The following is a 20,606-nucleotide window of genomic DNA, read 5'->3' as shown; positions in this document are numbered from 1 at the left end:
AGAAGTATGGCCAGCGCCGCCAGCCGCCTCACAGGAATTTATCCATATTGAGCGTGCGAAAGGCGTCGTCCACATCGCTGTAAGCGGTGTCCGTCACGTAGCTGCCGGACGGCTGCCAGAAAAAGGCCGCAACGCCCGGATCGGCGGTATTACTGGCGATCCGGTAGCGCGTAAATTTCACTTTTGTGGCATCGGTTAAATCCGTACTTTCTGAAGATTCAGCGATTTTCACCGCCCTGACCAGATAGAAAATATGATTAACCTGATACGGTTCATAGCCGCTGATTTTAGTTGTCGACGCGGACAGCCGGAAATCGCTCCAGGTAAAACCGTCGTCATCCGGCACCGGGACAATCAGCCAGGCGTGGTCTTTCTGAATATAGACCGTGAGAGTACTGCTGGGGTGGGAAGTATTATTGTCATAGGTGGCGCTGAAAATAAGATCATTCGCGCCATCCTGATTGATATCGAGCGTGTTCGGCCCATCTTTTAGCGCCACAGGCACCGTCTGTGCCGCATGGGCGTAGCCCGCCGTCAACAGCGAAGCGATAAACAGCACGCTCAGTTTCATCTCAATCGATCCCTTTGAAATATGTAGTGTCGGCAAAAAACAGGCATTGCGCCAGCGTGGGTCGTCTGGCGCAATATAGCATGGTGGGAATGACGCCGCGTTATTGGCCCGGCGGTTAACGGTTTAAAGACGCTGCGGCGCGCCGTTTTTCAGTCATCAGCGCAACCATAGCGATGACCAGCGGGACCAGCGAGCTCCAGAGTACGGCGTTCCAGCCCACCAGCGTCAGCAGCGCGCCGGAAGAAAACGAGCCGACCATCATCACGCCGAACACCACAAAATCATTCAGCGACTGCACCTGGGTTCTCTCTTCCGGGCGGTGATAATCGATAATTTGCGCCGACGCGCCGGTAAACCCGAAGTTCCAGCCGAGCCCCAGTAAAATCAGCAGCAGCCAGTAGTGCCCGACCCCCGTTCCGGCAAGGCCCGCGGCCACCGACAGCGCCGAGATCGCAAGCCCCAGCGCCGCGATGCGCGAGGCGCCAAAACGGGTAATGAGTTTGCCGGTAAAGAAGCCCGGCGCGTACATGGCAATCACATGCCACTGGATGCCCAGATTCGCATCCTGGAGTGAATGACCGTGCATATGCATCGACAGCGGTGTCGCGGTCATCAGGAAGTTCATCACCATATACGCCACCGCGCCGCTGAACACGGTGCGGCTGAAGCCCGGCTGGCGCACTATCTCGCGAAGCGGTCGCCCGCGCACCTGGTGCTCAGCCGCAACCGGATCGGGCGCTTTCACTCCCCAGAGCACCGCCGCAGATACCGCCGCCACCAGCGCCTGCGCAAGGTAAGTGGCGGCAAAGGTATAGGGCGGCCAGAGATCCATCGTGCCGTTAACCAGCATCGGTCCGACAATGCCAGCCGCCACGCCGCCGCCCATGACCAGCGAAAGCGCCCGCGCCCGCCGTTCGCCCGCTACGCCATCAGTGGCCGCAAAGCGAAATGAAACCGCGACGGCGGCATACGCGCCGCTCATGAATCCGGCGAAGCAAAACAACCAGAACGAACCCAGCACCACGGCAAACGCTGCCGTCAGCCCGGTCAGCACGCCGGTACTGGTGCCCGCCATAAACGCCGCGCGGCGGCCATAGCGGCGGGCAAGCGCGCCAAAAGGCAGGATCAATGCCGCCATCCCGACAACGAAAATCGTCAGCGGAAGCGTTGCCAGCGCCTGGTCAGGCGCCATCGCATCACCGACAATCGCGCCGGTCGCGTAAAACACCACGGAGTTCGCGCCCGCAAGCGCCTGGGCCGTCGCCAGACGAAAAATATTCCTGTTCTGTTGCCCGACGGGCAGGGTTACTTCCGCACGCATTACTGCTCCTTTTGGTCGTGGTCGCCCGGCGACACGCGTAAATACAGGGGGCCGATGGCGGCGCGTCCCTGTGTCGGCCCGATATATTCTCTTAACGCATTAACCATAAACCATTTTTTAACAAACGTTCAGAGACTTCATTAACGTCGCACGTCCGCCTGCGCAAAACCAAACCGGCGGATTATTCGACTATCAAATCGTCTTTCAGCATCATGTTTTTGTCCCTGGCCGAATGGCGAGTCATCTAATGCATGTTTGTGCGCTATAACAGAGGTGGCTCTCTTGTGAGGAAATACTTATGTTTGGAGAGACGGCGCATCTGCGCCTGCGACCACAGAGACGGATGTGGATGATTTATTGCGGATTTACGGCGATCCTGCGACCAACGCCTTTAACCCGGCAGGGCCGTACCCGAACCGTGCGCATGCCGAAGGCGTAATGGATCGCTGGCTGACGCACTGGCAGGCTCATGGTGTTGGGCGTTGGCGCATCGCGTTAACGACTGCGCCCGATGAGACCCTTGGTTTTGGTGGGCTGAGCATCCGCCGCTATGCAGACATAGCGATTAATAACCGCGGCTGCCGTTTTGCGACGCAGGCGTGGGGACAAGGGGCTGGCCACAGAGTTCGCCCGCCACGCCGTTCGCCATGGGTTTGAGCGTCTGGCGCTTGACGCGATCTCAGCGGTGGTGCGCGGCAATCACCTGGCGTCGCACGAGATGTTGACTCACGCAGGGCTGCGCTATGTGCGTGAGATTCATGATGTCGATAACACGCCGCCGAGCCTGCTGTACAAGTGGCGCGCGTTATAACTCTTTAGCCGGCGTCATCAACCGGGTTTTCCGTGCCGTTAAGCAGGTTCTCCAGATACGCCGTCTGCCCGTGGCGGCGCAGGTAAGCCGTGACCTCGCGCGCCCAGCCTTCGCCGTTGCCGAGCGTGGCGCGGCTGTGCGTCTCGGCGTAAAGGTAACGCCGGTCCCACAGGTTAATTAACGTCTGATTAATGCCGTCAATATTGCAGCCCGGATTATTGGCCTGCTGTAACGCCAGCGCCCGTTGCACCCGCTCGCGCTGCGCCTCGTCCGCCGGGAATTCCCGCTCGGCGAATTCGCTCAGCACCAGGAATGACGGCGGGATGCCCTCTTCCATCGCCGCGTGCAGACGGTAATGGCCATCCAGCACTACATAGGACGCCAGCCCGGCGACATACCAGACCAGCACCGGCGGCAGCGCGCCCTCGCGGCATTTTTTACGCCACCACTTGAGGCGCCCGGCGTGCGGGTCAATCGGGTAACGGCCCATCAGCAGATGACCGCCCCACCACCAGTCCACCAGCCGGACATATTCCGGGGCGGTGAGCGAGCGAAAATCTTCGCCGTAAAGCGCCCAGTCCACACCCCAGTCGCCTGCGCTGGGGGGCGTTTTAAAGTACCACTGGTCGATGTCGGGCGTGGTGTTGCGCAGGTATGACGACTGGCGTTTCGCGGGCAGCATCGGGCGCAACAGCCAGTCGCGCGGCGCCAGCAGCGGCGCGGGAGAATCCATCAACTGACGCGCGAAGTAGCGGCACCACTCGCCCGTCCACACCGCGTCGCCCTTGCGCTTAATGGCTTCAATGTCTTCGGAGCGCACCGGCGGCAGCAGATTGAGCTGATTGGGATGCTCACGGTTGGTGACGAGCCAGACGCCGGAATAATCTTTCAGCATCGAGGCCCAGAAAAGCGTTTCGCCGCGCAGCTGCAACGCCATGCGTCCGTGATGCCCGCTCAGCATCTCCAGCGCCAGGCCTGGAGGCGTTTCGCCTTTTACCGTCAGCGCAAGCCCCAGCCAGGCGTCGTTACGATCGTGTAAATCTTTCCACCAGTAGTGTGTCATTTGAGCTCCCTGCATGTGTACTAACAGACAGTTTACGGCACAGGGCAACCGTTATGAAGGGAAACGCAGAGAGGAGAACCCGCGGCGCGTGCCGCGGGTGAGAAGAAAAAATCAGAATACCGGCGTGCGTTTTTTCAGCGCCGCGCGATGCGGGAACACCCACAGGCAGACCAGGATAAGACCCATCAGTGTAAGGGATGCGCCGTAACGGCTGAGCTCAAGGCCGCCTTTGGCGATGGGTTTATCGAGGAAATCGCCCACCACCGCGCCCAGCGGACGGGTGAGGATAAACGCGGCCCAGAACAGCACGGTGCGAGAAATCGAGGTAAAGCGGCTCGCCAGCCAGATAACCGCCAGGGCGCCCACGAACAGCAGGATGCCGCCGTCGTAACCGAAGCCTTCGCTGTCTGCCGTCCAGTCGCCGAGCGCCGTGCCGAGCGTCTGGGAGAACATTATCGTCACCCAGTAGAAACTCTCGGTACGCACACTGTTTACCGAATCCACGGCAATGGTGCCGCACGTCACGCGCCAGACCAGAAGCGAAAGTACCAGCAGACTGCTCAACAACACCGTACCGCCGAGATAACCGATACCTAATGAGCGGTCAGCGAAATCCGCAAGCGTGGTGCCGACCGTCGTGGTAGCGACCACCGTGAACCAGTAGATCCACTTATTAAAGCTGTGATGGCGGATTTGCACGAACACCGCCGCAAGGAAGATCGCCGCGAAGATGAGCGTGCCGGTGAGATAACCGAGATCCATCGACATCGTGACCGCGTCGCCGCCGGTTTCACCCAGCGTGGTCGCGGCGATTTTCGTCAGCCAGAACGCGGCGGTGACGGCAGGAACTTTGCTGAGCGCAGAGGTATTGTTTTGCATAAAGTGTGCTCCGGTACGGCCCGACAGGGGCAGGATCCAGAGTGAAGTTATAGGATTAATCTTAAGGAAGACTTAAGGACGGGAAGGTTTTTTACGTTTGTGACAGGTGTCGCAAATGGGTCGCGATGCCCCACTGAATGACGTCGCAGCGGTCTGCCGTAAGCGTTAAGCGCGCGTAGCTGGCGTTCGGCTGCGCATAGCGCGGGAAGTTATCCGGCGTGCCTTCTTTAAGAATAGCCAGCGCGCCCTGAAGGATGTGCCCGTGCGTCACGACGCAGCAGGTCGTGTTTTGGGTTGCGGCAAGATTATGGTGAATAAAAGACAACAGACGCTGCGCGGCGCACGCAAGCGATTCACCGCCGGGCGGTGTGAATGCGGCATCCATCGAGAACAGCGCCTCTGCGCTGGTTGGATCATCACGCTGTAACTGCACCCGCGACAGGCCTTCGTAATCGCCGAACGCCTGCTCCTGTACCAGCGGCTCAACAGAGAGTGGGCAGCGAAAATGGCTCGCGATGGCGTTACCCATATGGCGCGCGCGGCCCGCAGGCGAGGTATACACCATATCAACCGAGGGGAATTCGTGCGCCAGAGCGGTTATCAGCGCGGTGGTTTCATGTACTCCACGGGCCGTCACCGCGCTGTCCTGACGTCCCTGAATGAATCCGCCGCGGTTCCATGTTGTTTCAGCATGGCGGATAAGGAGAAGGTTCATGGGTTGGGCTCTGTGTTTAATCGCCTGTTTTGGACCATGATACCTTAGCGTGGGGCGGAAGAATCAGTTTTAGGGCGGTTAAGTGAAAGTCAGCGCGTTAATGTATTGATGGAAGATAGAAACTTCATCCAATGAACAATGTAAATACGAATATTTTTCATCAAATATTTTCTATTTTATTGATCTTTTGATTGCCACTTATTTGTTATTATTATCGCATACAAAAGATCGCAGGATTCATTAATATCCGCGGAATCAGAAGAGAGTTTTAAATCAAGAATGTCGCTTATTTTTGCTCTATCTGTTTTCGTTACAGATAATATGCCACTCGTATCAACAAGATAATCACTCTTTGAAAACTCAGCTACCGCGACCAATAAATATTTAAAGGAACATTAAAAACTTACCGCAGTGAGGGTCAAAATTAACTTCGGTAATCGAAAACTCGTTTAGTTGCTCTTCACGATGGTACTGCCTGCGTTCATCAGGCCCGTATAAAAAATACCCACCACTTAAAAAGATATTATTCTCAATGACACTGTACACTTGAGTTACATCAGGCTTTATTTTTTATAACGTTGCCTTTTGAATCATAAACATCAAAATCAAGGTAAGTATCCTTTTGCCCGGATAAAATCCTAAATATTTTACTTGCTTCTATAATTAGCTCAGAAACATCTATGTTTAATGATTCTTTAAGAAATAGACTTAGCGATATGCTCATTACTGCCTCTCAGGCTTTGAATTTATTATCGTACAAAATGTGATAGTGATTAAATTTTTCTTTGTAACAACGATTTGATTGATAATTTATATTTCTGTGTATTTTATTACGGGCGCGATTTATTAATAAGCAGACCGATTCTCACCACCAGCATTAGGTAATACAGCCGCGCCGAGAATATAGCGTGTTTTACGTCAACCGGCAGAAGGTGAAGCTGTGGCTGGAATGGTTGCCGGTGCGCTGAATGACAACGGCGATCTGCCGGTGTACAAGCGCGGGGATGGGCGTTTTGGGTAAGTTTAACGCCTAAAAACACGAAGATCCCGGCGTGAGAACCAGGATCATTGATAACTAATCGTCGTAACGGAAATCAATACTGAGCTTCAATTTCTCCACATCCAGCGTCACCTCACATCCATGCCACGCAGGGCGGCCATTGGTCAGGTTGTTTTCAATATAGTAATGACGGAGTTTCACGAGGCAATCCATCAACTCACTGTCGGTCTTTGCACTTTCGGGAGTAAACCAGTTCTTCTTTCCCGCATTATCAATGTAATCAAATGAAAATTTAACATGATCACTTTCTGGAGACAACTCTGCATCTAATAATACAGTTTTTGCATTATCTGGTGCCGCGCTATAAAGGGAGCGCCCAATACACAAGTACAATTCATTTTCAGTAGACATAATTACTTCCCACCTGGAGCATTCTGGAATGTTTCTCTTATAGGCTTATTGTTACCGATCTGATATTGAATAGTAAATTTATCCGGCCTCACACTACTACCAGAATAAACTGGATCTATTTTAACTTTCACCTGTTTACCCTCCTTCAGGGCAGTAGCCCACGTGTTTTCCATTTGTTTCCAGGCTCCCTTATTCAGATTGCCATTCATTGGAACTATATTAAGCTTCTCACCCAATCCACCAAAAATGCTGGCTATCAGGTGCCCACCACCATCCCCTGAAACCCCACATTTACCAGCTTTGCACTGCTGGTATTTATTATGGTCTTTCGTCAATAATGACAGATCGGCTTCAACAGACGCTACCCGACCATGGTTATCGGTCACATAAGTTTTATTACCATCAACTTTATACGTTTTATTTGGCAGGGGATTGTTCAGCTCTTTACTCCAGTTTCCCTTACGGCCAGATACAGCAATGATTTCATTATCGGCCTTGTAAATGAATTTGATTGCTTCGTCAAGATTTCCTTTTACTAAAGCCTTCTTTGCAGCCTTGAGTGCTCCGGCAACAACCCGTTCTCCCGGAATAAGGGAAGCAGCAGCGTCCAGATAATCAAGAGCGCTTTCAGCTTCAGCGACACTTTTTAACGTGCCGATACCAGGAACAAAATCCGCAGTAAATGAGGAGATTTCATTCAGTTCTTTCCTGCGATGATCATAAAACTTAACGGTACAAGCTTCCGCGCTTATACCAGCGCAGTTCTCCTGACTGAACTTCTCTTCATCTATTTTTAACTGTTTTTTAAATTTATCTATCTGCGATTCACCGCTGACTAGCTGATCGTGAAGATCGCCCACAGAATTATTCTCAACTTCCACCCTGGCGGCGTTTGCACCACTGCCGATACCGGTGCTGTTCCCTGCGGCCATGCTACCGCCCGCCGCGCCCAGTGCTGCAACGAGGTTAGCAATGACCGTTTTTTCATCCGGAGAGAGTTCTTCTGGCTTTTTATTATAAAACGCCGCAGACAGCGCAGCAGAACTTGACGCGGCAACAAATCCTCCCGCAGCACCTGCGGCGGCATTTCCTCCCTGGGCTTTTACCAATACGGCAGAAGCGAGCGTATGCAGAGCGATACGTGCAGGTTCACTGCCGTTGGCGGCGCTTTTAATCAGACCTGCAACATAGGGCGCAGCACCAGCAGCCATTCCCCCCTTAAGATTCCCCCCAGCGCGCCGGCCAGCAGGCCTGTGATAGCAGAGCCATTACGCCAGAAGTCGCTCCCCACGCCATATTGTTTATCAACTTCTTTGTACTGATCGGACTGTGCAATTTTGTCATTGATTTGCGCGTCCGTCAGGCCGTCCAGTTCGCCACTGGCCTGCATCGCTGCACGGATCTTGTCTTTACCGGCCTCAAGCTGGCTCTGTCGCCATGCATCCAGTGCCTGTGTACCAAGTGCTGATGCCTGATTCTGGATATCCAGCTTGTCCTGGATACTGGCTTTATCGAAATTGTTTTCGAGTGCCTTATGAGCATGTGTAGTATCGCGACTCAGTTCAGCAACATCCTGCGTTTGCTTATCTTTATCGCGAATGATGATAGCGCCCTGAGAGACCGCACTGTGCGTAATATTGCTGTCACTATCAGAAACACTGGCAAGGGAAGTGCCTGGTAAACCTGACGATGTCGGTTTTAACTTATCGCTGGCATCCTTGGTCACACCGCCAGAGACACTGACGGCGAATTGGTTTCCTGAGGTTTGTGATTTGTTGTGGATATCATTCCAGCCGAGGGTTCCGGTATCGAGCCGGTTTTTAGTAGCATCAGCATCTGATGCAATCACGGCACCATTAAGCTATGTATGTTCTCCCACATGGACATCAAACCCGCCAGTACCAACAAAGATCCCGCTCTGTTCAATAACTGATTTGAAGTCGTGCGTTACCTTACCGCCTGCAGCATTTGCACTTCCCTGCACAAAATTGCCAGCACAAATTGGAGGCACGCAGACACTGACGCTAACGCCACCTGAGCTTGTTTTACTGTCATACTGGTTTTTGTCCTGCTGGCTACTGATAAGGAGATCACGCCCAATATCGGCCTTAACGCTTTGACCACGCAGTTCAGCACCCTGCAGTGTGGCATCTCGTCCTGTATGGACAGTAAGCGTATCTTCAGCAGTCACCACACTGTTGTGATGCGTAAGGCTATTACCTTTGTCCTTGTTGGAATAAGAACTCGCACCAGCTTCAATAGTGATCCCATTTTGAGAACCGCCTAATGAGAAGCCTGCACCAAGCGTGGCCTGACTGCCGCCAGAGTGGTTTTTAAGCCGCTCCATATTCTGGGCAGTTGAAAGCGAAATATCTCTTGTATAGGTTAAGGCATCCCAGAAACCCAGTCCGGCCTTATTGTTGTCCGTAATTTTGTTTTTGAGTTCACTGCTTGCGGCGAACGGGAAACCATAATCTTTGAATGTGGCGCCTTCCGAAAACAGGCTGCCCACCATTTTGTTTATGGTATCGACGACATAATATTTTAGCTTCCTGAATAAAGGCATTGAGCGCCTGGTTCAGGACATCGCTTTCATACGCGGTAAGGAACCAGGGTCATGACGGTAATTATCGGGATGTTTATCATTTCATTTGTTTTATTTCCTAGGGCAGGATGAAATTCTTTTCGTGATTCTGGATTAGTCCCTCTGAGTGGCCCTTCTGAACAAACCCATCCTTTTTTAACCCCACCCAAGATGTATTCTCAAGTGTTAAAATTTATAATTTCTGATCGCCGTGTTTCCGGTTTCGCTATAATCGAAATACTTAATGCTTTTATCAAATTCTAAAAGCGCGGATTTGATATTATTAAAACCGAAGTCCTCTATCCTCCTGCTTTTTAAAGAGATGAAAGAATCCTGAGCTTTATTGAATTTATCGATATCCTCAGGTTTGATGAAATTATTAAAATTAATCGATTCAACAATTACATCTGACTCATGAAAGTTTAAATTAATTCCCCCGTCAAAAACTAGCATTATCTTAACTGTCGAGTTTTCGAAATCAGAGCAGTCGCCAGCAAGCCAAATATACTTATCCCCAACATTAAATTCATTACCTGTGGAATGATAATAGTCACCAGTACTTGTCGATAACTTAATATATACACATTTAATTCCTGAAGCCGTTACTTCTGCCCGCTGCAGCATTAGAGTGAACATATCAAGCTCATCGATATTCAAGCCTTTCAAAGCCCTAACCACAATACTGTTATTATTCTTTTTAAGAATTGCATCGTACCCTAGCTCATCATCCATATTTATAACGATATTATTCATTAAAACAGATGCCTTTTCTTTTTTATTAATAATATCCAGAATTGAAAAATATGACTTCAAGCCAATAAAGTTATCCAGACAAATTATTTGAGGGTAACAATTTTTTATGTTTATACTATAATTCATCATTTACGACCACTCTTTTTAAATTTATATTCAGTAACTGTTTTGTTTGCTATCGGTTTACCATCAGTCTGTGAGAAACCTGTACTTGGAATAACATTCCTTTCAGTTAATGTAAAGCCATATTTTTTGGCTTCCCTTTCAATTTTTCGGATTGTTGGATTATTCCATGTACCTTTAACTATAATTGTTCCATTTTGATCCAACACCCTTACAACCTCATCATTAAATGGTTCAAATCCGTAAGGGTTTTCCATAATGATCTTTGTCTGGGAGCCTGTAGCAATATTCGACAAATCATTAGCATCGCCAGCATATACACCTGGTCCTTTAGGATAATCAGGATGAGAAATATTATAAGCGCCTTCAATCGGTCTGTTACCTGCACCTATATTTAAAATCCCCCCTTCCTGGGGTTTATCATAAAAGGGTTTCTTAACGAGGGTACTTTCTTGCCAAAGATAATTACCCGGAGAAACAATCCCGCTATCAACAAGTTCATTTCCCGCATAGCCACTCTTATAACCCCAGTGTGTACCAGCCACGGCGCCTGCTGCGTTCAGGAAACCTTCCAGGAAGCGTCCTGCGGAATCCGCATTCGGGCCATCATTCAGGAAGGAGGCTGTTGCCTGCCCCATCTGGCTGCCGCCTGTAATGGCATCTTTTACGTTGACCACAAGCCCTGGCGCGCCTGGCAAAAAGTTTAATACTGGCTCGCCAACTCGGCCCCAGTATGCGTGCTCATTCACCGCACCCAGATTGCTTATTGCGTCCTTATACAACCGTTCCTGTGGCGAAATATCCCTTGTATAGGTTAAAGCATCCCAGAAACCCAGTCCGGCCTTATGGTTGTCCGTAATTTTGTTTTTGAGTTCACTGCTTGCGGCGAACGGGAAACCATAATCTTTGAATGTAGCGCCTTCCGAAAACAGGCTGCCCACCATTTTGTTTACGGTATCAGCGTCATAGTATTTTGAATTTTCCTGAACAAAGGCATTGCGCGCCTGGTCCAGGGCATCGCTTTCATACGCGGTTAACGAACCAGGGTCATGCCAGTCTTTATCGGGATATTTATCATTCAGTTGATTTATTTCCCAGAGCAGGATGAAATTCTTTTATTGATACTGGATCAGTCCCTCTGACGGCCCTTCTGAACAAACCCATCCTTCCAATTCATTATATACGCATCTAAAATTTTCTTGTTTATAAAAAATCACGCTTATACATTCTCGGGAAATATTCATTTATTTGATCATTATCTAATAATCTATCAGTGGTAAAATCAATTGTGTCAGAAACAGCGATCCCGCAACGAAGCTCCTCTGGGAAGTCTTCTATGGAAGCATATACTGTTGGCATCAAATATCTGAAATAATCCCCCATCTTTGTTTCACCATCATAACCGACTGGATAATCTTGTCCATGGCTATCCCCTTCTACTCCATGGTAAATAAAAAAACCTTTTCTTGATGGGATATTTTCATCACGAAGCTCACCTAACTGCCTGGTATTTACCCAATTTTCAACGTCTTTCCTGGATTTTGCATCCCTATGCACAAGAGAAGAGTATAAGTCCAATATAGTTTTCCCATTCTTTGGATTAGGATATTCAAAATATTCATTTGACTCTTCCCACTTATACTCATTAAGCTCATCTAACAAATCTTCAAAATTATTAATTGATAGCAGAGCATTAGGTAGCCATCCCCAGCAGTTATTTACCATTACTGCTATTTTTCCATTTTTATCCATTGCAAACCATGTATAAATAGTTCCAAATCCTGGTTCCCATTTTATCGTTGAATCACTCATTACTTAGTACCTTTTGGCCATGTAATCTTGCAATTATTACACGTTTCAACAATTATTTTATCTGATATAACACCATTTTTGTTGTCTAAATGCTTTTGGTCTAATCGCTTGTATAAAATAAATGTTTTCCGGTTTAACTCCTTGTCTCACTAAACTATCAGCAGCTGATACCTCTGCGCAAGCTCCAGCTTTATTTTTTAAACTCACCAATTTTAACACCAAGCTGCTTCTCAATATAGTTCACTTTTGCTGGGTGTAATGACTCTGCTGTAATCTTTTTATTACTATAACCAACCGCAGTTTTTCCTGAAATAGGTCATATGCGCCTATCATTGCAGCTACTTTCTCCGCTTGACTATTAGATTTAAAATTATTAATTTAATTAATCAAATCTTGCTGTGCTTGTGCAGCAACTTTATCAGGAATAATATTACTGTTCTGCCAGTCCGAAGAATAGCTACCTGATGGCGTTACACTATCTTTATAACCCCAGTGTGTACCAGCCACGGCGCCCGCTGCGTTCAGGAAACCTTCCAGGAAGCGTCCTGCGGAATGCGCATCCGGGCCATCATTCAGGAAGGAGGCTGTTGCCTGCCCCATCTGGCTACCACCTGTAATGGCATCTTTTATGTTGACCACAAGCCCTGGCGCGCCTGGCAAAAAGTTTAATACTGGCTCGCCAACTCGGGCCCAGTATGCGTGCTCATTCACCGCACCCAGATCGCTTATTGCGTCCTTATACAACCGTTCCTGTGGCGAAATATCTCTTGTATAGGTTAAGGCATCCCAGAAACCCAGTCCGGCCTTATTGCTGTCCGTAAGTTTTTTCTTCAGTTCAGGACATATTTTTCATCCGGGGTTAATGAGCCGGGGTCATGACGGTATTTATCAAGATACTCATCACTCAGCTGATTTTTTTATCAAGGAGGATGAGAGCCTTTTCTTCATCCAGGGTCAGCCCCTCTGTCAGCCCTTCTGAACTAACTCATCCTTCCGTCTCTTTAAGCTCTCACCCAAAAATTTATTCTCAACGTTAATATGGCAAACAATGTGCCCCGTCTAGAGACTCATACTGTGTGATAGCATCTCTACCTTCTGCCAGGTACTCAACATCAATTGGTTCTGCCGGGAAATCTTTTGTATAAGATCCTTCCAGGAATAAACGATACTGCTCCAGTACATATAGTGTTTGCTTGATAGTTAAAAGTACTTGCTGCTCTTCAACATATTCACAGCCGATGAAAACTCTATCTTGAGTCACCATAACCCAGTGAGCATTACCCATCCCAAAATTACCATCAGTTGTTATTCCTGAACCTAGGTTGATTAGGTTTTTAATCCAAATATCAATAGAGTTGATACCATTTGGAAAATCTGATGATAACCACGCGGCAATTTCACTAGCTCCATATCCCTGCTTGGGAACACACCTCAAATCTTCACCAGGACCTAATACCGTAGGAATAAATTGTTCGTTAAAATTACTCCATCTTAAGTATATTTTTCTACTATACATTTATTTACCCCCACCATATACAGGCCATGCTGCCGCCCCTTTTCCATCATGTTTACCGTAGTAACCTTGTATTTTAACACCAGAAGAAGATACACCTTGCCATTTATTTTGATCAAAAGGATCTGGAGATGAGTTCTTAAACGCGTTCTCAATCTCCTGAGCCGTCTGTCTTTTTGACCATTGCTCAGGGAAGAATGTAGTTTCAGCCTTCTTATTTACCCATTGTCCTGTCGCTGGATCTCTCACTGAAATATATCCTGTCGAAACACCATTGGCATCTGGTGCGCCAGTCATTTTATCTATCTTGATGTTTGGATCACGGAGATAGTGTCCGCCAGAACCAACTTTAGTCCCATCCTTAAGAGTTTTCACTTCTCCATTAAGTATATGATCCCTTCTGATATTGGCAGTTTGTGAACCTTTCCCACCCTGCTCTCTTATCAGCTCTCGCGGTGTCGGTGAAGGTTTAAAATCCTCAAGATACTCACCAGCTTTCCATGATGGATTATTTTTTGCCGCATTGGCCGCAACAGCTTCAGCTTCAGCCGTTGTTGCCTCCAGCGTGGTCTTACCAATACCTATCGCACCACCTGCTCCCACACCTCCCGGAACGATGGCCTCCGACGTCATGATGCCGGCATTATTCAGGCACAGCACGACATTACCAGCACATGCTCTGATAGCAACCTGAGCCGCTGCTGCTAATTCCGATGTTGCCGCTATCAGCATTCCCCAACCAAGATCAGCTGGCAAGGCAACTATTATCGCATTCTGTAGTGCCTTTCCCTTACGGGAGGGTTCTGAGCCGGGATCATCTGCGCAGGACATGATATTTTTCGCATGCTCCTGCGCCGCTTTTACCTGCCCGTCATCTGTTCCACCACGCAGCAGGTTATTCTCAACCGTCGTCTGTCCGGCCTTCGCGGCGGTCGCTGTCAGGCTGCGCAAATAACGCATCGGTTGAAAACAGCGCTCTTGCACTGGTGGGATCATCACGCTGTAACTGCACCCGCGACAGGCCTTAGTAATCGCTGAATGCCTGCTCCTGTAATAGTGGCTCAACAGAGAGTGGCAGCGAAAATGGCTTGCGATGGCGTTACCCATATGACGCGCGCGGCCCGCAGGCGAGGTGTACACCATATCAACCGAGGGGAAATCGTACGCCAGAGCGGTTATCAGCGCTGTGGTTTCACGTACTCCACGGGCCGTCCTGATGCCCCTGAATGAGTCCGCCGCGGCTCCATGTTGTTTCAGCGTGGCGAATAAGGAGAAGGTTCATGGGTTTAAGATTTAATCAAAACATCATATCGGAAATTTTAGTAAAACTTATCAAAATAACTCACTGTCTGTATAACCATAATCGGGTAGAATAAAAAAATATCTTTAATGTGACTTTATTTTTTTAAAAAATGAATCTCCCCATATGGATACATGGGTTGCAAAAGAAAGTCGTTATTGTAAATATATATTTTAGGGCATAAAGCTAAGACATCATCCGCGTTTGCAGCGATAAGAGATAGGGTTGTTTCAAAAATAGGGACATCTACGTCATCCGCAAAAACAAAAAATTTATCATCCTTTACGATGCCACTTTTCAAAAGCTCCTGAAAATCATTATAAAGCGTATAGTTTTTGATACCCCAATCAATATACCCATTGATGGCCCCATGGTCATATAATATTTTAATTGCCATTTTCTCATCATTGCCAATAACGATGGTAAAGTTAGACTTCAATACTTCCGCACACTCTTCGAATAAGGTCATATCAATTACCTGTTCAGTTGATTAAGTATATTTGCGAACGTTTCTTCATTACCTTCTAATGGTATAACTATTTTTTCTGCCTTTCTAATACATTTACCTTTAGTATAGTTCCATATATTAATATGCACCCCTTTTTGTGGGTCGTAATCAACTCTCCAGCCTTTTTTTGTCATTAGATTGCCGACCAATAACTTTACTATATCCAGCGCTAATTTCCATTCGCCGAAAACTGGTAAAGAATCCGCCCCCAACCCTCCAACGATGTCAATAGCTTTATTACGTGCTCTCCCCCAATTTTTCCGGAGGAAGAATTTTTTTCAATTTTGCCAGTCTCATTGATTCCAGACTGTTTGTTGCCTCCATTAGTTCCCTTGGATAAATTTACAGGCGATATTGAACACTCGCCAAATGAAAAATATCCGCTGTCACCTGTTCCAGCTAAAGCTAATACATCATTATTACCTTTAGTACCACTGGCAATGAGCTGTTTAGACTTGTCGTATACAGACAAGACTCGTTTTATCGACGAGGCAAGAGCAGGAGCAACAGAAGAAGCTTTTCCACCTTTCGGATTTTTAAATCCATAGAGTATGCCAATGATGTCTGCTGCCTGATTGATAGGAATAGCTTTGGCAAATTTATCCTTCGCTTCCTAGTAACTTATGTTATGGGTTTTTGCATAATCCTCAATTGTGTAATCCCAGCTTCCACCAGTGGTCTCTGCTATTAACTGGCTAACCTTTGCATATTCATCTTTGTTAAGGTCTTTATAAGTCATGCTGCCGAGATAACCGTCATAACTCTGCTGAAGACCTAACAGGAGTACGTTGGCTTCCTGACAGGAAGTTGAGGCTATCCCTTGTGAACAGGCATCTTTTACATATTGATCTACGACCTCACTTAAACGTAGCAGCTGATCACGCCGTTTCTCTAAGGATTCAATTTCTTCAAGCGAGCGAGGATGAAGAGTAAGTCCGGTTTCAGAAAAAGCAAGTTGGATGTTGCTTTTTTCCTGGGCATCATTTCCATTTAATGCATTATTCTCTACCACATTCTTCCCGGCCTGCGCTGCGGCCTGAACACCCGCGGTATTGTCGCTGACGGCCGCGCCGGCGAGCCCTGCGGCAACGGACGAGAGCGCACTGACCAGCTGTCTTTCGTCTTCACCCAGCTGTTCCGGTTTTTTGCCGTACAGATCGAGCGCCAGTTTCGCCGTCAGTTCACCGGTGGAAGCCCCGGCGGCGCCTGCCAGCGCATCTTTACCCTGCGCATTTGCAATCACAGCGCCCGCCAGCGCGTGGGCCAGAATGCGCCGGGCGCTGTCTTCGTTGGTGTGATTTTTCACAAATGTCGCGATGTAAGGCGCGGCAGCGCCTGCGACAGCACCTGAGAAATCGCCATTGACCAGCCCTGCTATCGCCGCAGAAGCCGACTGCGCAATTTGCTGGTATTTCCCGCCGGTGCCGTATTCACTAAAGGCGTCCCGATACGCCTGTGTCTGCTTCAGTTCTTCCGCGCTTAAATGCGCATTTCCCGGAAAGGCACGGGCCGCTTTCAGCGCATTGATGTCGCCTTCCGTCATCACCATGCTGGTCATCTGCCCGGCGATATCACCGGTCATTTGTGCAATTTGCAGGCGTTTTTGTTCTTTCTCTTTGTTAAAGATCGGGCTGACCGTGTCGTTAGCATTCGTCGCGGCTCAGCGAGGCCACATCCTGTTGCTGGCCAGCTTTATCTCGGATAACAATAGTCCCTTCCGATACTGCAGACTGCGTGGTACCGCTGGCATGACCGCTGCTGCCAAGTCCTGACAGCATCGCCCCGCTGACAGCGGAAAGCCCGCTGCTCGCCAGCCCTATTAAAGACCCTGACCCCGTACCGGCACCAATCGTTCCGCCTTTATGGCTGACTTTGTAATCCGCCTTATTGCCAATATCCGTAAAGCTCAGCGTGCCGGTCTCCAGCCGGTTTTTATCCGCGGCGGCGGTGTTGTCAGTCGTCCCGCCATTGCATTGGGTATGGCTACCGCCTGTGGCGCCAAAGCCACCTTTACGGGCGCTGTCCGGGGGTTCAAGTATGAGCCTGGTTTTAACTACCCGGAGTACCATTAGCAGTAGTGCGATGCCAGGGGGCTGAGCGTGGCTGACTTCAACCGACCAAAGATGCTTCAATGGTCAAGACCATCCCCGTCGCTTAACGACACCGGAGATGTGCAGGTGATCAGGTGCGGGAATGGGCATGTGGGTGAGTCTGGCGGCACGATCCCGCCGTAAAGGCCGGGATTAATAATCAGCTTATGACCTCATAAGTTTCTCCGTCTCTAATAATTTTACATTTTTCTATTTTACTGATAGATAAGGGATTTAATGTAGTTGCACCCTTTTTAAGCACACCCGTAATAACGACATTGTCATAATAACTTGCTGGGCCGCCAACCCACCCGCCCACAGCTTCATCCAGTAAAGTTTCAAGGTTGGGATAATACAGTTCTATACGGTCAGGGCTTTCATAGTTAGTATTTCCAGGAACTAAATAACACTCACTCCCACGTATAATTAAAATTGCATTTACAATTACCTTAGTTTCTATAGAAGATGATGGCAATCCAAATGCGCTTAATAAAGCGTCTATATTCTTCATTTTATTACCTTAGTAAAAATAGCCTCACCAGAGAACTTCTGACGAAACTCATCTATGGGGGTAAGTATTAGCGTTCCAGTGGAGGATCTCTTGACCTGCCTCCAGTATTTGATACAGCCATCAGTTAGTAATGTCGGTTTGTTTACCTTCACATTTCCCATTTCGCCACCGCGCTGCAAACTCTGATGACGTCTGATAATTCAGTGCTGAATGGGGACGACACTCGTTATAATCCTGCCTCCAGTCATTAATGATTTTCCTGTCGTGAAGGATATCGCTGAACCCGTGCTCATTCAGACATTCATCGCGAAATCGTCCGTTAAAGCTCTCAATAAATCCGTTCTGCACTGGCTTGCCCGGCTGGATTAAGCGTAACTCCACACCATGCTCAAAGGCCCATTGATCCAGTGCGCGGCAAGTGAACTCCGGCCCTTAGTGTCAAAGCCACCTTTACTATGGGCGCAGTCCAGCGTTCAAGTCAGAACTACCGCCTTTTTCATGGACGTCAGGCTCTGCGCTGTAGGCATGGCGCTCCCAAACCGTGCGATGCCGGGCCACATCGTTTTCACTACACGGAGTACTGCTTGCAGTGGTGCGATACAAGAGGCTGAGCGTGGCTTATATTAACCGACAAAAGATGCTTCATTGGTCAAGACCATCCCCGGCGCTTAACGACACTGGCGATTTGTCGGTGATGAAGTGCGGGAACGGGCATTTTGGGTAAGTCTGGAAGTTTTTAGTACGATCCCGATCATTCAGGTTAGGATCTATAGCGTCATTTTAAAAATGATACTATCTTATTATCTAAATAACCTTTCCAATTAGAATATAAACGCTGAATATTTTCCTCTACCGTATGTTTACTTGGGTCATAATCTTCGGAAACGGGCATGTACCTTACAAATGATTTGATTTCCTCTGGATAATCAAAAAAATCATAAACTTTCTCAACTTCGCCTAATGGGTCGTTAATTTCATCTTTAGAAATAAACAGCATCAATAACTTAAAATACAACCATTTATCATTACTATAATCATCAGAAATTACTGCTATTTTTCCTAGCAGTTCATCCAATTCATGAAGGTTATGCTTATCTATCAATGAAATACCAAAAACAACTTCATTGTCATTACCGTGAGAGATTTTATCACTTGCATAACAAACAACATCTTTCCATCCTATTAAATGATGCTTGTATCCCCAGCATATATCCTCCCAGCTAAACTTTAACTTACTATTCATTAACGAAAACGTCATCTTTTTTACCCTCGCATTTATTTTTTTGCTCGTTGATTGGGTATTCCATTCACAGTGCCACCTGAAATAAATCGTTGATGGGTAACACTGTTTGATGGATTAAATATGCCATTCTTACCATCAAATGAACCGTTTGTTTGGAGCTGAGTTCTTTTAACACCATCTCCCCCAACCAAAATAAAAACCCTGCCAGATTCTAATTGCTCTTTGGACAAGAAACTGGCTCACCTGCGAGATAGATATGGTTTCAAGCCACTGCCAGTCCTGTAATAAATCAGAACCTGTTCTGCAACTTGCGACACTTTTTCTTTTTGTTGCACCAATACACTATTGGGTGATTTCTGACATTAGTTACTTATAAACTTACGCGTAAAAGCCTCTAAAACACATCGTACTGGCAAGGAAGCATTTTTCTTTGCAAAGGATATTTTATCATTAATATTATCTAATTCGTCTTTAGATAAATGACTCAACTCTATAATTCTTAACGAGTCAATACAACAGACAAACAAATCAGGATCATCTGTCTTAATGAGTTCCAATATAATTTTAACTTCACATGGGTTATTTAACCCTCCCAAACATTCGGTTAATCTTATTTTCCAAAAAATATTTTATCACTTAGATTATCAAACAGGCTTCCCCAATCCGATTTATTAAAATGGTTCAATATTTCTGAAGCCTCAATAATTGCACAATCATACCAATAATCCCCGGGGCTTATATCATCACTAAAATCGCTTATACATAAATCAAATTTTTTATACATTTATATACCTCAATTAACTGGAATGAATCCAGGAGTTGGTTTTCCACCTACAGGGTAGCCACTTGTAACTTGATTTTCTTTTTTGATGACATCAATTTTCACTCCATTAATTACAGGTTGCCCCAAGGATTAAGCGTTATGAGCCAATGGCCGCGCGCGCCTAACGGCATCGACGATGTGATGGTGATCAAGCATGCAAACATAAACCTGGTTCAAAGGCCGGGAGCTTTATTTTATGTTATACATTCAAAACGATTATTTATTTCAATAATGTATTCCACTTAACTGATATTTGTGGTTTTAACCTAATCTCCATTCGTGTCACTGAACTGGAAGAATTTATTTTTGAATATAAAACCCCCCCTTTTATTTCAGTTCTAATTTCAAAGCTATTTACTCCTTCACTAAGATGCTGGGATATAACGCTGCCATTAAATTCAATAATGGTTTGTATCCACCCCTCTAGCGCAGCATAAGAAAAAATTAATTTAACCCCATTGCTATCAGTATACGAATAACCAAATCTGTGATCTATTTCATCAGAAAGAAAAGGTGTACTTTCAAAAAATGAAAGCAATTCAATATAACCTGGTACTTTTCCGATAGAAGTCATT

Annotated in this window: 26 protein-coding genes and 3 pseudogenes; 2 read left to right on the top strand and 27 right to left on the bottom strand. The window is 47.3% G+C overall.

All coding sequences use genetic code 11. The annotated features are described in order from the left end of the window. Positions 1-28: 28 nt before the first annotated feature. Both AB8W27_RS21285 and AB8W27_RS21280 read right to left on the bottom strand, forming a co-directional pair. Positions 29-571, bottom strand: a complete 543-nt coding sequence (locus AB8W27_RS21285) for a hypothetical protein (RefSeq protein ID WP_012815768.1) — start codon at positions 569-571, stop codon at positions 29-31. A gap of 115 nt (positions 572-686) precedes the next feature. Continuing rightward, positions 687-1,892, bottom strand: coding sequence for an MFS transporter (locus AB8W27_RS21280; protein ID WP_041924228.1), 1,206 nt, complete (start codon positions 1,890-1,892; stop codon positions 687-689). A 298-nt stretch (positions 1,893-2,190) separates the two neighbouring features. On the opposite strand from AB8W27_RS21280, the pseudogene AB8W27_RS21275 reads away from it, so the two are divergent. Then, a pseudogene (locus AB8W27_RS21275) lies at positions 2,191-2,703 on the top strand (GNAT family N-acetyltransferase). A 4-nt stretch (positions 2,704-2,707) separates the two neighbouring features. Here AB8W27_RS21275 and AB8W27_RS21270 read toward each other — a convergent pair. The 17 genes and pseudogenes from AB8W27_RS21270 to AB8W27_RS21190 form a co-directional block, all read right to left on the bottom strand. Then, on the bottom strand, positions 2,708-3,766 hold the full coding sequence (locus AB8W27_RS21270; protein WP_012815764.1) for a ParB/Srx family N-terminal domain-containing protein: 1,059 nt from the start codon (positions 3,764-3,766) through the stop codon (positions 2,708-2,710). A 111-nt stretch (positions 3,767-3,877) separates the two neighbouring features. Then, entirely contained in the window at positions 3,878-4,645 is a 768-nt protein-coding gene (locus tag AB8W27_RS21265) for a membrane protein (protein WP_012815763.1), read from the bottom strand. 91 nt (positions 4,646-4,736) lie between these two features. Then, complete coding sequence (locus tag AB8W27_RS21260; RefSeq protein ID WP_041924227.1) at positions 4,737-5,360, bottom strand: histidine phosphatase family protein; 624 nt, start codon at positions 5,358-5,360, stop codon at positions 4,737-4,739. A gap of 1,075 nt (positions 5,361-6,435) precedes the next feature. Beyond that, on the bottom strand, positions 6,436-6,771 hold the full coding sequence (locus AB8W27_RS21255) for a hypothetical protein (protein ID WP_015740508.1): 336 nt from the start codon (positions 6,769-6,771) through the stop codon (positions 6,436-6,438). Between the two features lie 2 nt (positions 6,772-6,773). Further along, positions 6,774-7,982 (bottom strand): DNA/RNA non-specific endonuclease, encoded by a 1,209-nt coding sequence (locus AB8W27_RS21250; RefSeq protein WP_081469672.1) that lies wholly within the window; start codon positions 7,980-7,982, stop codon positions 6,774-6,776. Beyond that, positions 7,946-8,620: a hypothetical protein gene (locus tag AB8W27_RS21245; RefSeq protein WP_015740506.1), complete on the bottom strand. Its 675-nt coding sequence runs from the start codon at positions 8,618-8,620 to the stop codon at positions 7,946-7,948. Before AB8W27_RS21245 ends, AB8W27_RS21250 begins: the two co-directional genes overlap by 37 nt. Positions 8,621-8,632: 12 nt before the next feature. Then, a complete protein-coding gene (locus AB8W27_RS21240; protein WP_041924259.1) occupies positions 8,633-9,337 on the bottom strand; it encodes a hemagglutinin repeat-containing protein in 705 nt (234 codons plus the stop codon). A gap of 204 nt (positions 9,338-9,541) precedes the next feature. Then, positions 9,542-10,237, bottom strand: coding sequence for a hypothetical protein (locus tag AB8W27_RS21235; RefSeq protein WP_282914040.1), 696 nt, complete (start codon positions 10,235-10,237; stop codon positions 9,542-9,544). Continuing rightward, entirely contained in the window at positions 10,234-11,175 is a 942-nt protein-coding gene (locus AB8W27_RS21230) for a hypothetical protein (protein WP_282914039.1), read from the bottom strand. Before AB8W27_RS21230 ends, AB8W27_RS21235 begins: the two co-directional genes overlap by 4 nt. Positions 11,176-11,434: 259 nt before the next feature. Then, complete coding sequence (locus AB8W27_RS21225) at positions 11,435-12,043, bottom strand: hypothetical protein (RefSeq protein WP_041924258.1); 609 nt, start codon at positions 12,041-12,043, stop codon at positions 11,435-11,437. A gap of 57 nt (positions 12,044-12,100) precedes the next feature. Then, positions 12,101-12,262, bottom strand: a complete 162-nt coding sequence (locus tag AB8W27_RS21220; RefSeq protein WP_282914038.1) for a hypothetical protein — start codon at positions 12,260-12,262, stop codon at positions 12,101-12,103. 159 nt (positions 12,263-12,421) lie between these two features. After that, positions 12,422-12,787 (bottom strand): hypothetical protein, encoded by a 366-nt coding sequence (locus tag AB8W27_RS21215; protein ID WP_015740502.1) that lies wholly within the window; start codon positions 12,785-12,787, stop codon positions 12,422-12,424. A gap of 289 nt (positions 12,788-13,076) precedes the next feature. Further along, positions 13,077-13,559 carry a hypothetical protein gene (locus AB8W27_RS21210; protein ID WP_015740500.1) on the bottom strand — a complete coding sequence of 161 codons (483 nt, stop codon included), beginning with the start codon at positions 13,557-13,559 and terminating at the stop codon, positions 13,077-13,079. Next, positions 13,560-14,552 carry an EndoU domain-containing protein gene (locus AB8W27_RS21205; RefSeq protein ID WP_282914047.1) on the bottom strand — a complete coding sequence of 331 codons (993 nt, stop codon included), beginning with the start codon at positions 14,550-14,552 and terminating at the stop codon, positions 13,560-13,562. A gap of 196 nt (positions 14,553-14,748) precedes the next feature. Then, a complete protein-coding gene (locus AB8W27_RS21200; RefSeq protein ID WP_282914037.1) occupies positions 14,749-14,838 on the bottom strand; it encodes a histidine phosphatase family protein in 90 nt (29 codons plus the stop codon). Positions 14,839-14,953: 115 nt separating this feature from the next. Further along, positions 14,954-15,325, bottom strand: coding sequence for a hypothetical protein (locus AB8W27_RS21195; protein ID WP_015740498.1), 372 nt, complete (start codon positions 15,323-15,325; stop codon positions 14,954-14,956). Between the two features lie 5 nt (positions 15,326-15,330). Continuing rightward, positions 15,331-15,624, bottom strand: a pseudogene (locus tag AB8W27_RS21190) (hemagglutinin); the annotation flags it as partial. 72 nt (positions 15,625-15,696) lie between these two features. Between AB8W27_RS21190 and AB8W27_RS21185 the strand changes: the two are divergent. Continuing rightward, positions 15,697-15,912, top strand: coding sequence for a hypothetical protein (locus AB8W27_RS21185; protein ID WP_282914036.1), 216 nt, complete (start codon positions 15,697-15,699; stop codon positions 15,910-15,912). A gap of 65 nt (positions 15,913-15,977) precedes the next feature. Here AB8W27_RS21185 and AB8W27_RS21180 read toward each other — a convergent pair whose 3' ends face one another. From AB8W27_RS21180 to AB8W27_RS21145, 8 genes and pseudogenes are all read right to left on the bottom strand, one after another. Then, positions 15,978-16,946, bottom strand: coding sequence for a VENN motif pre-toxin domain-containing protein (locus AB8W27_RS21180; protein WP_041924256.1), 969 nt, complete (start codon positions 16,944-16,946; stop codon positions 15,978-15,980). A 61-nt stretch (positions 16,947-17,007) separates the two neighbouring features. Then, positions 17,008-17,496, bottom strand: coding sequence for a hypothetical protein (locus AB8W27_RS21175; RefSeq protein WP_282914035.1), 489 nt, complete (start codon positions 17,494-17,496; stop codon positions 17,008-17,010). A 118-nt stretch (positions 17,497-17,614) separates the two neighbouring features. Next, entirely contained in the window at positions 17,615-17,965 is a 351-nt protein-coding gene (locus tag AB8W27_RS21170) for a hypothetical protein (RefSeq protein WP_282914034.1), read from the bottom strand. Positions 17,966-18,085: 120 nt separating this feature from the next. Next, positions 18,086-18,397: pseudogene (locus AB8W27_RS21165) on the bottom strand (integrase core domain-containing protein); the annotation flags it as partial. A 343-nt stretch (positions 18,398-18,740) separates the two neighbouring features. Further along, a complete protein-coding gene (locus tag AB8W27_RS21160; protein ID WP_015740492.1) occupies positions 18,741-19,223 on the bottom strand; it encodes a DUF2247 family protein in 483 nt (160 codons plus the stop codon). 17 nt (positions 19,224-19,240) lie between these two features. Continuing rightward, the gene (locus AB8W27_RS21155) at positions 19,241-19,438 is read right to left on the bottom strand and encodes a hypothetical protein (protein ID WP_015740491.1); all 198 of its coding nucleotides are present in this window, start codon (positions 19,436-19,438) and stop codon (positions 19,241-19,243) included. Between the two features lie 380 nt (positions 19,439-19,818). After that, positions 19,819-19,992: a hypothetical protein gene (locus tag AB8W27_RS21150; RefSeq protein WP_015740490.1), complete on the bottom strand. Its 174-nt coding sequence runs from the start codon at positions 19,990-19,992 to the stop codon at positions 19,819-19,821. Between the two features lie 259 nt (positions 19,993-20,251). Beyond that, positions 20,252-20,605 (bottom strand): hypothetical protein, encoded by a 354-nt coding sequence (locus tag AB8W27_RS21145; RefSeq protein ID WP_282914033.1) that lies wholly within the window; start codon positions 20,603-20,605, stop codon positions 20,252-20,254. Between the last annotated feature and the right edge of the window lies 1 nt (position 20,606).

The organism is Cronobacter turicensis (assembly GCF_041222865.1).
Lineage (GTDB): Bacteria > Pseudomonadota > Gammaproteobacteria > Enterobacterales > Enterobacteriaceae > Cronobacter > Cronobacter turicensis.
This window is presented reverse-complemented; position numbering and strand designations above follow the sequence as displayed.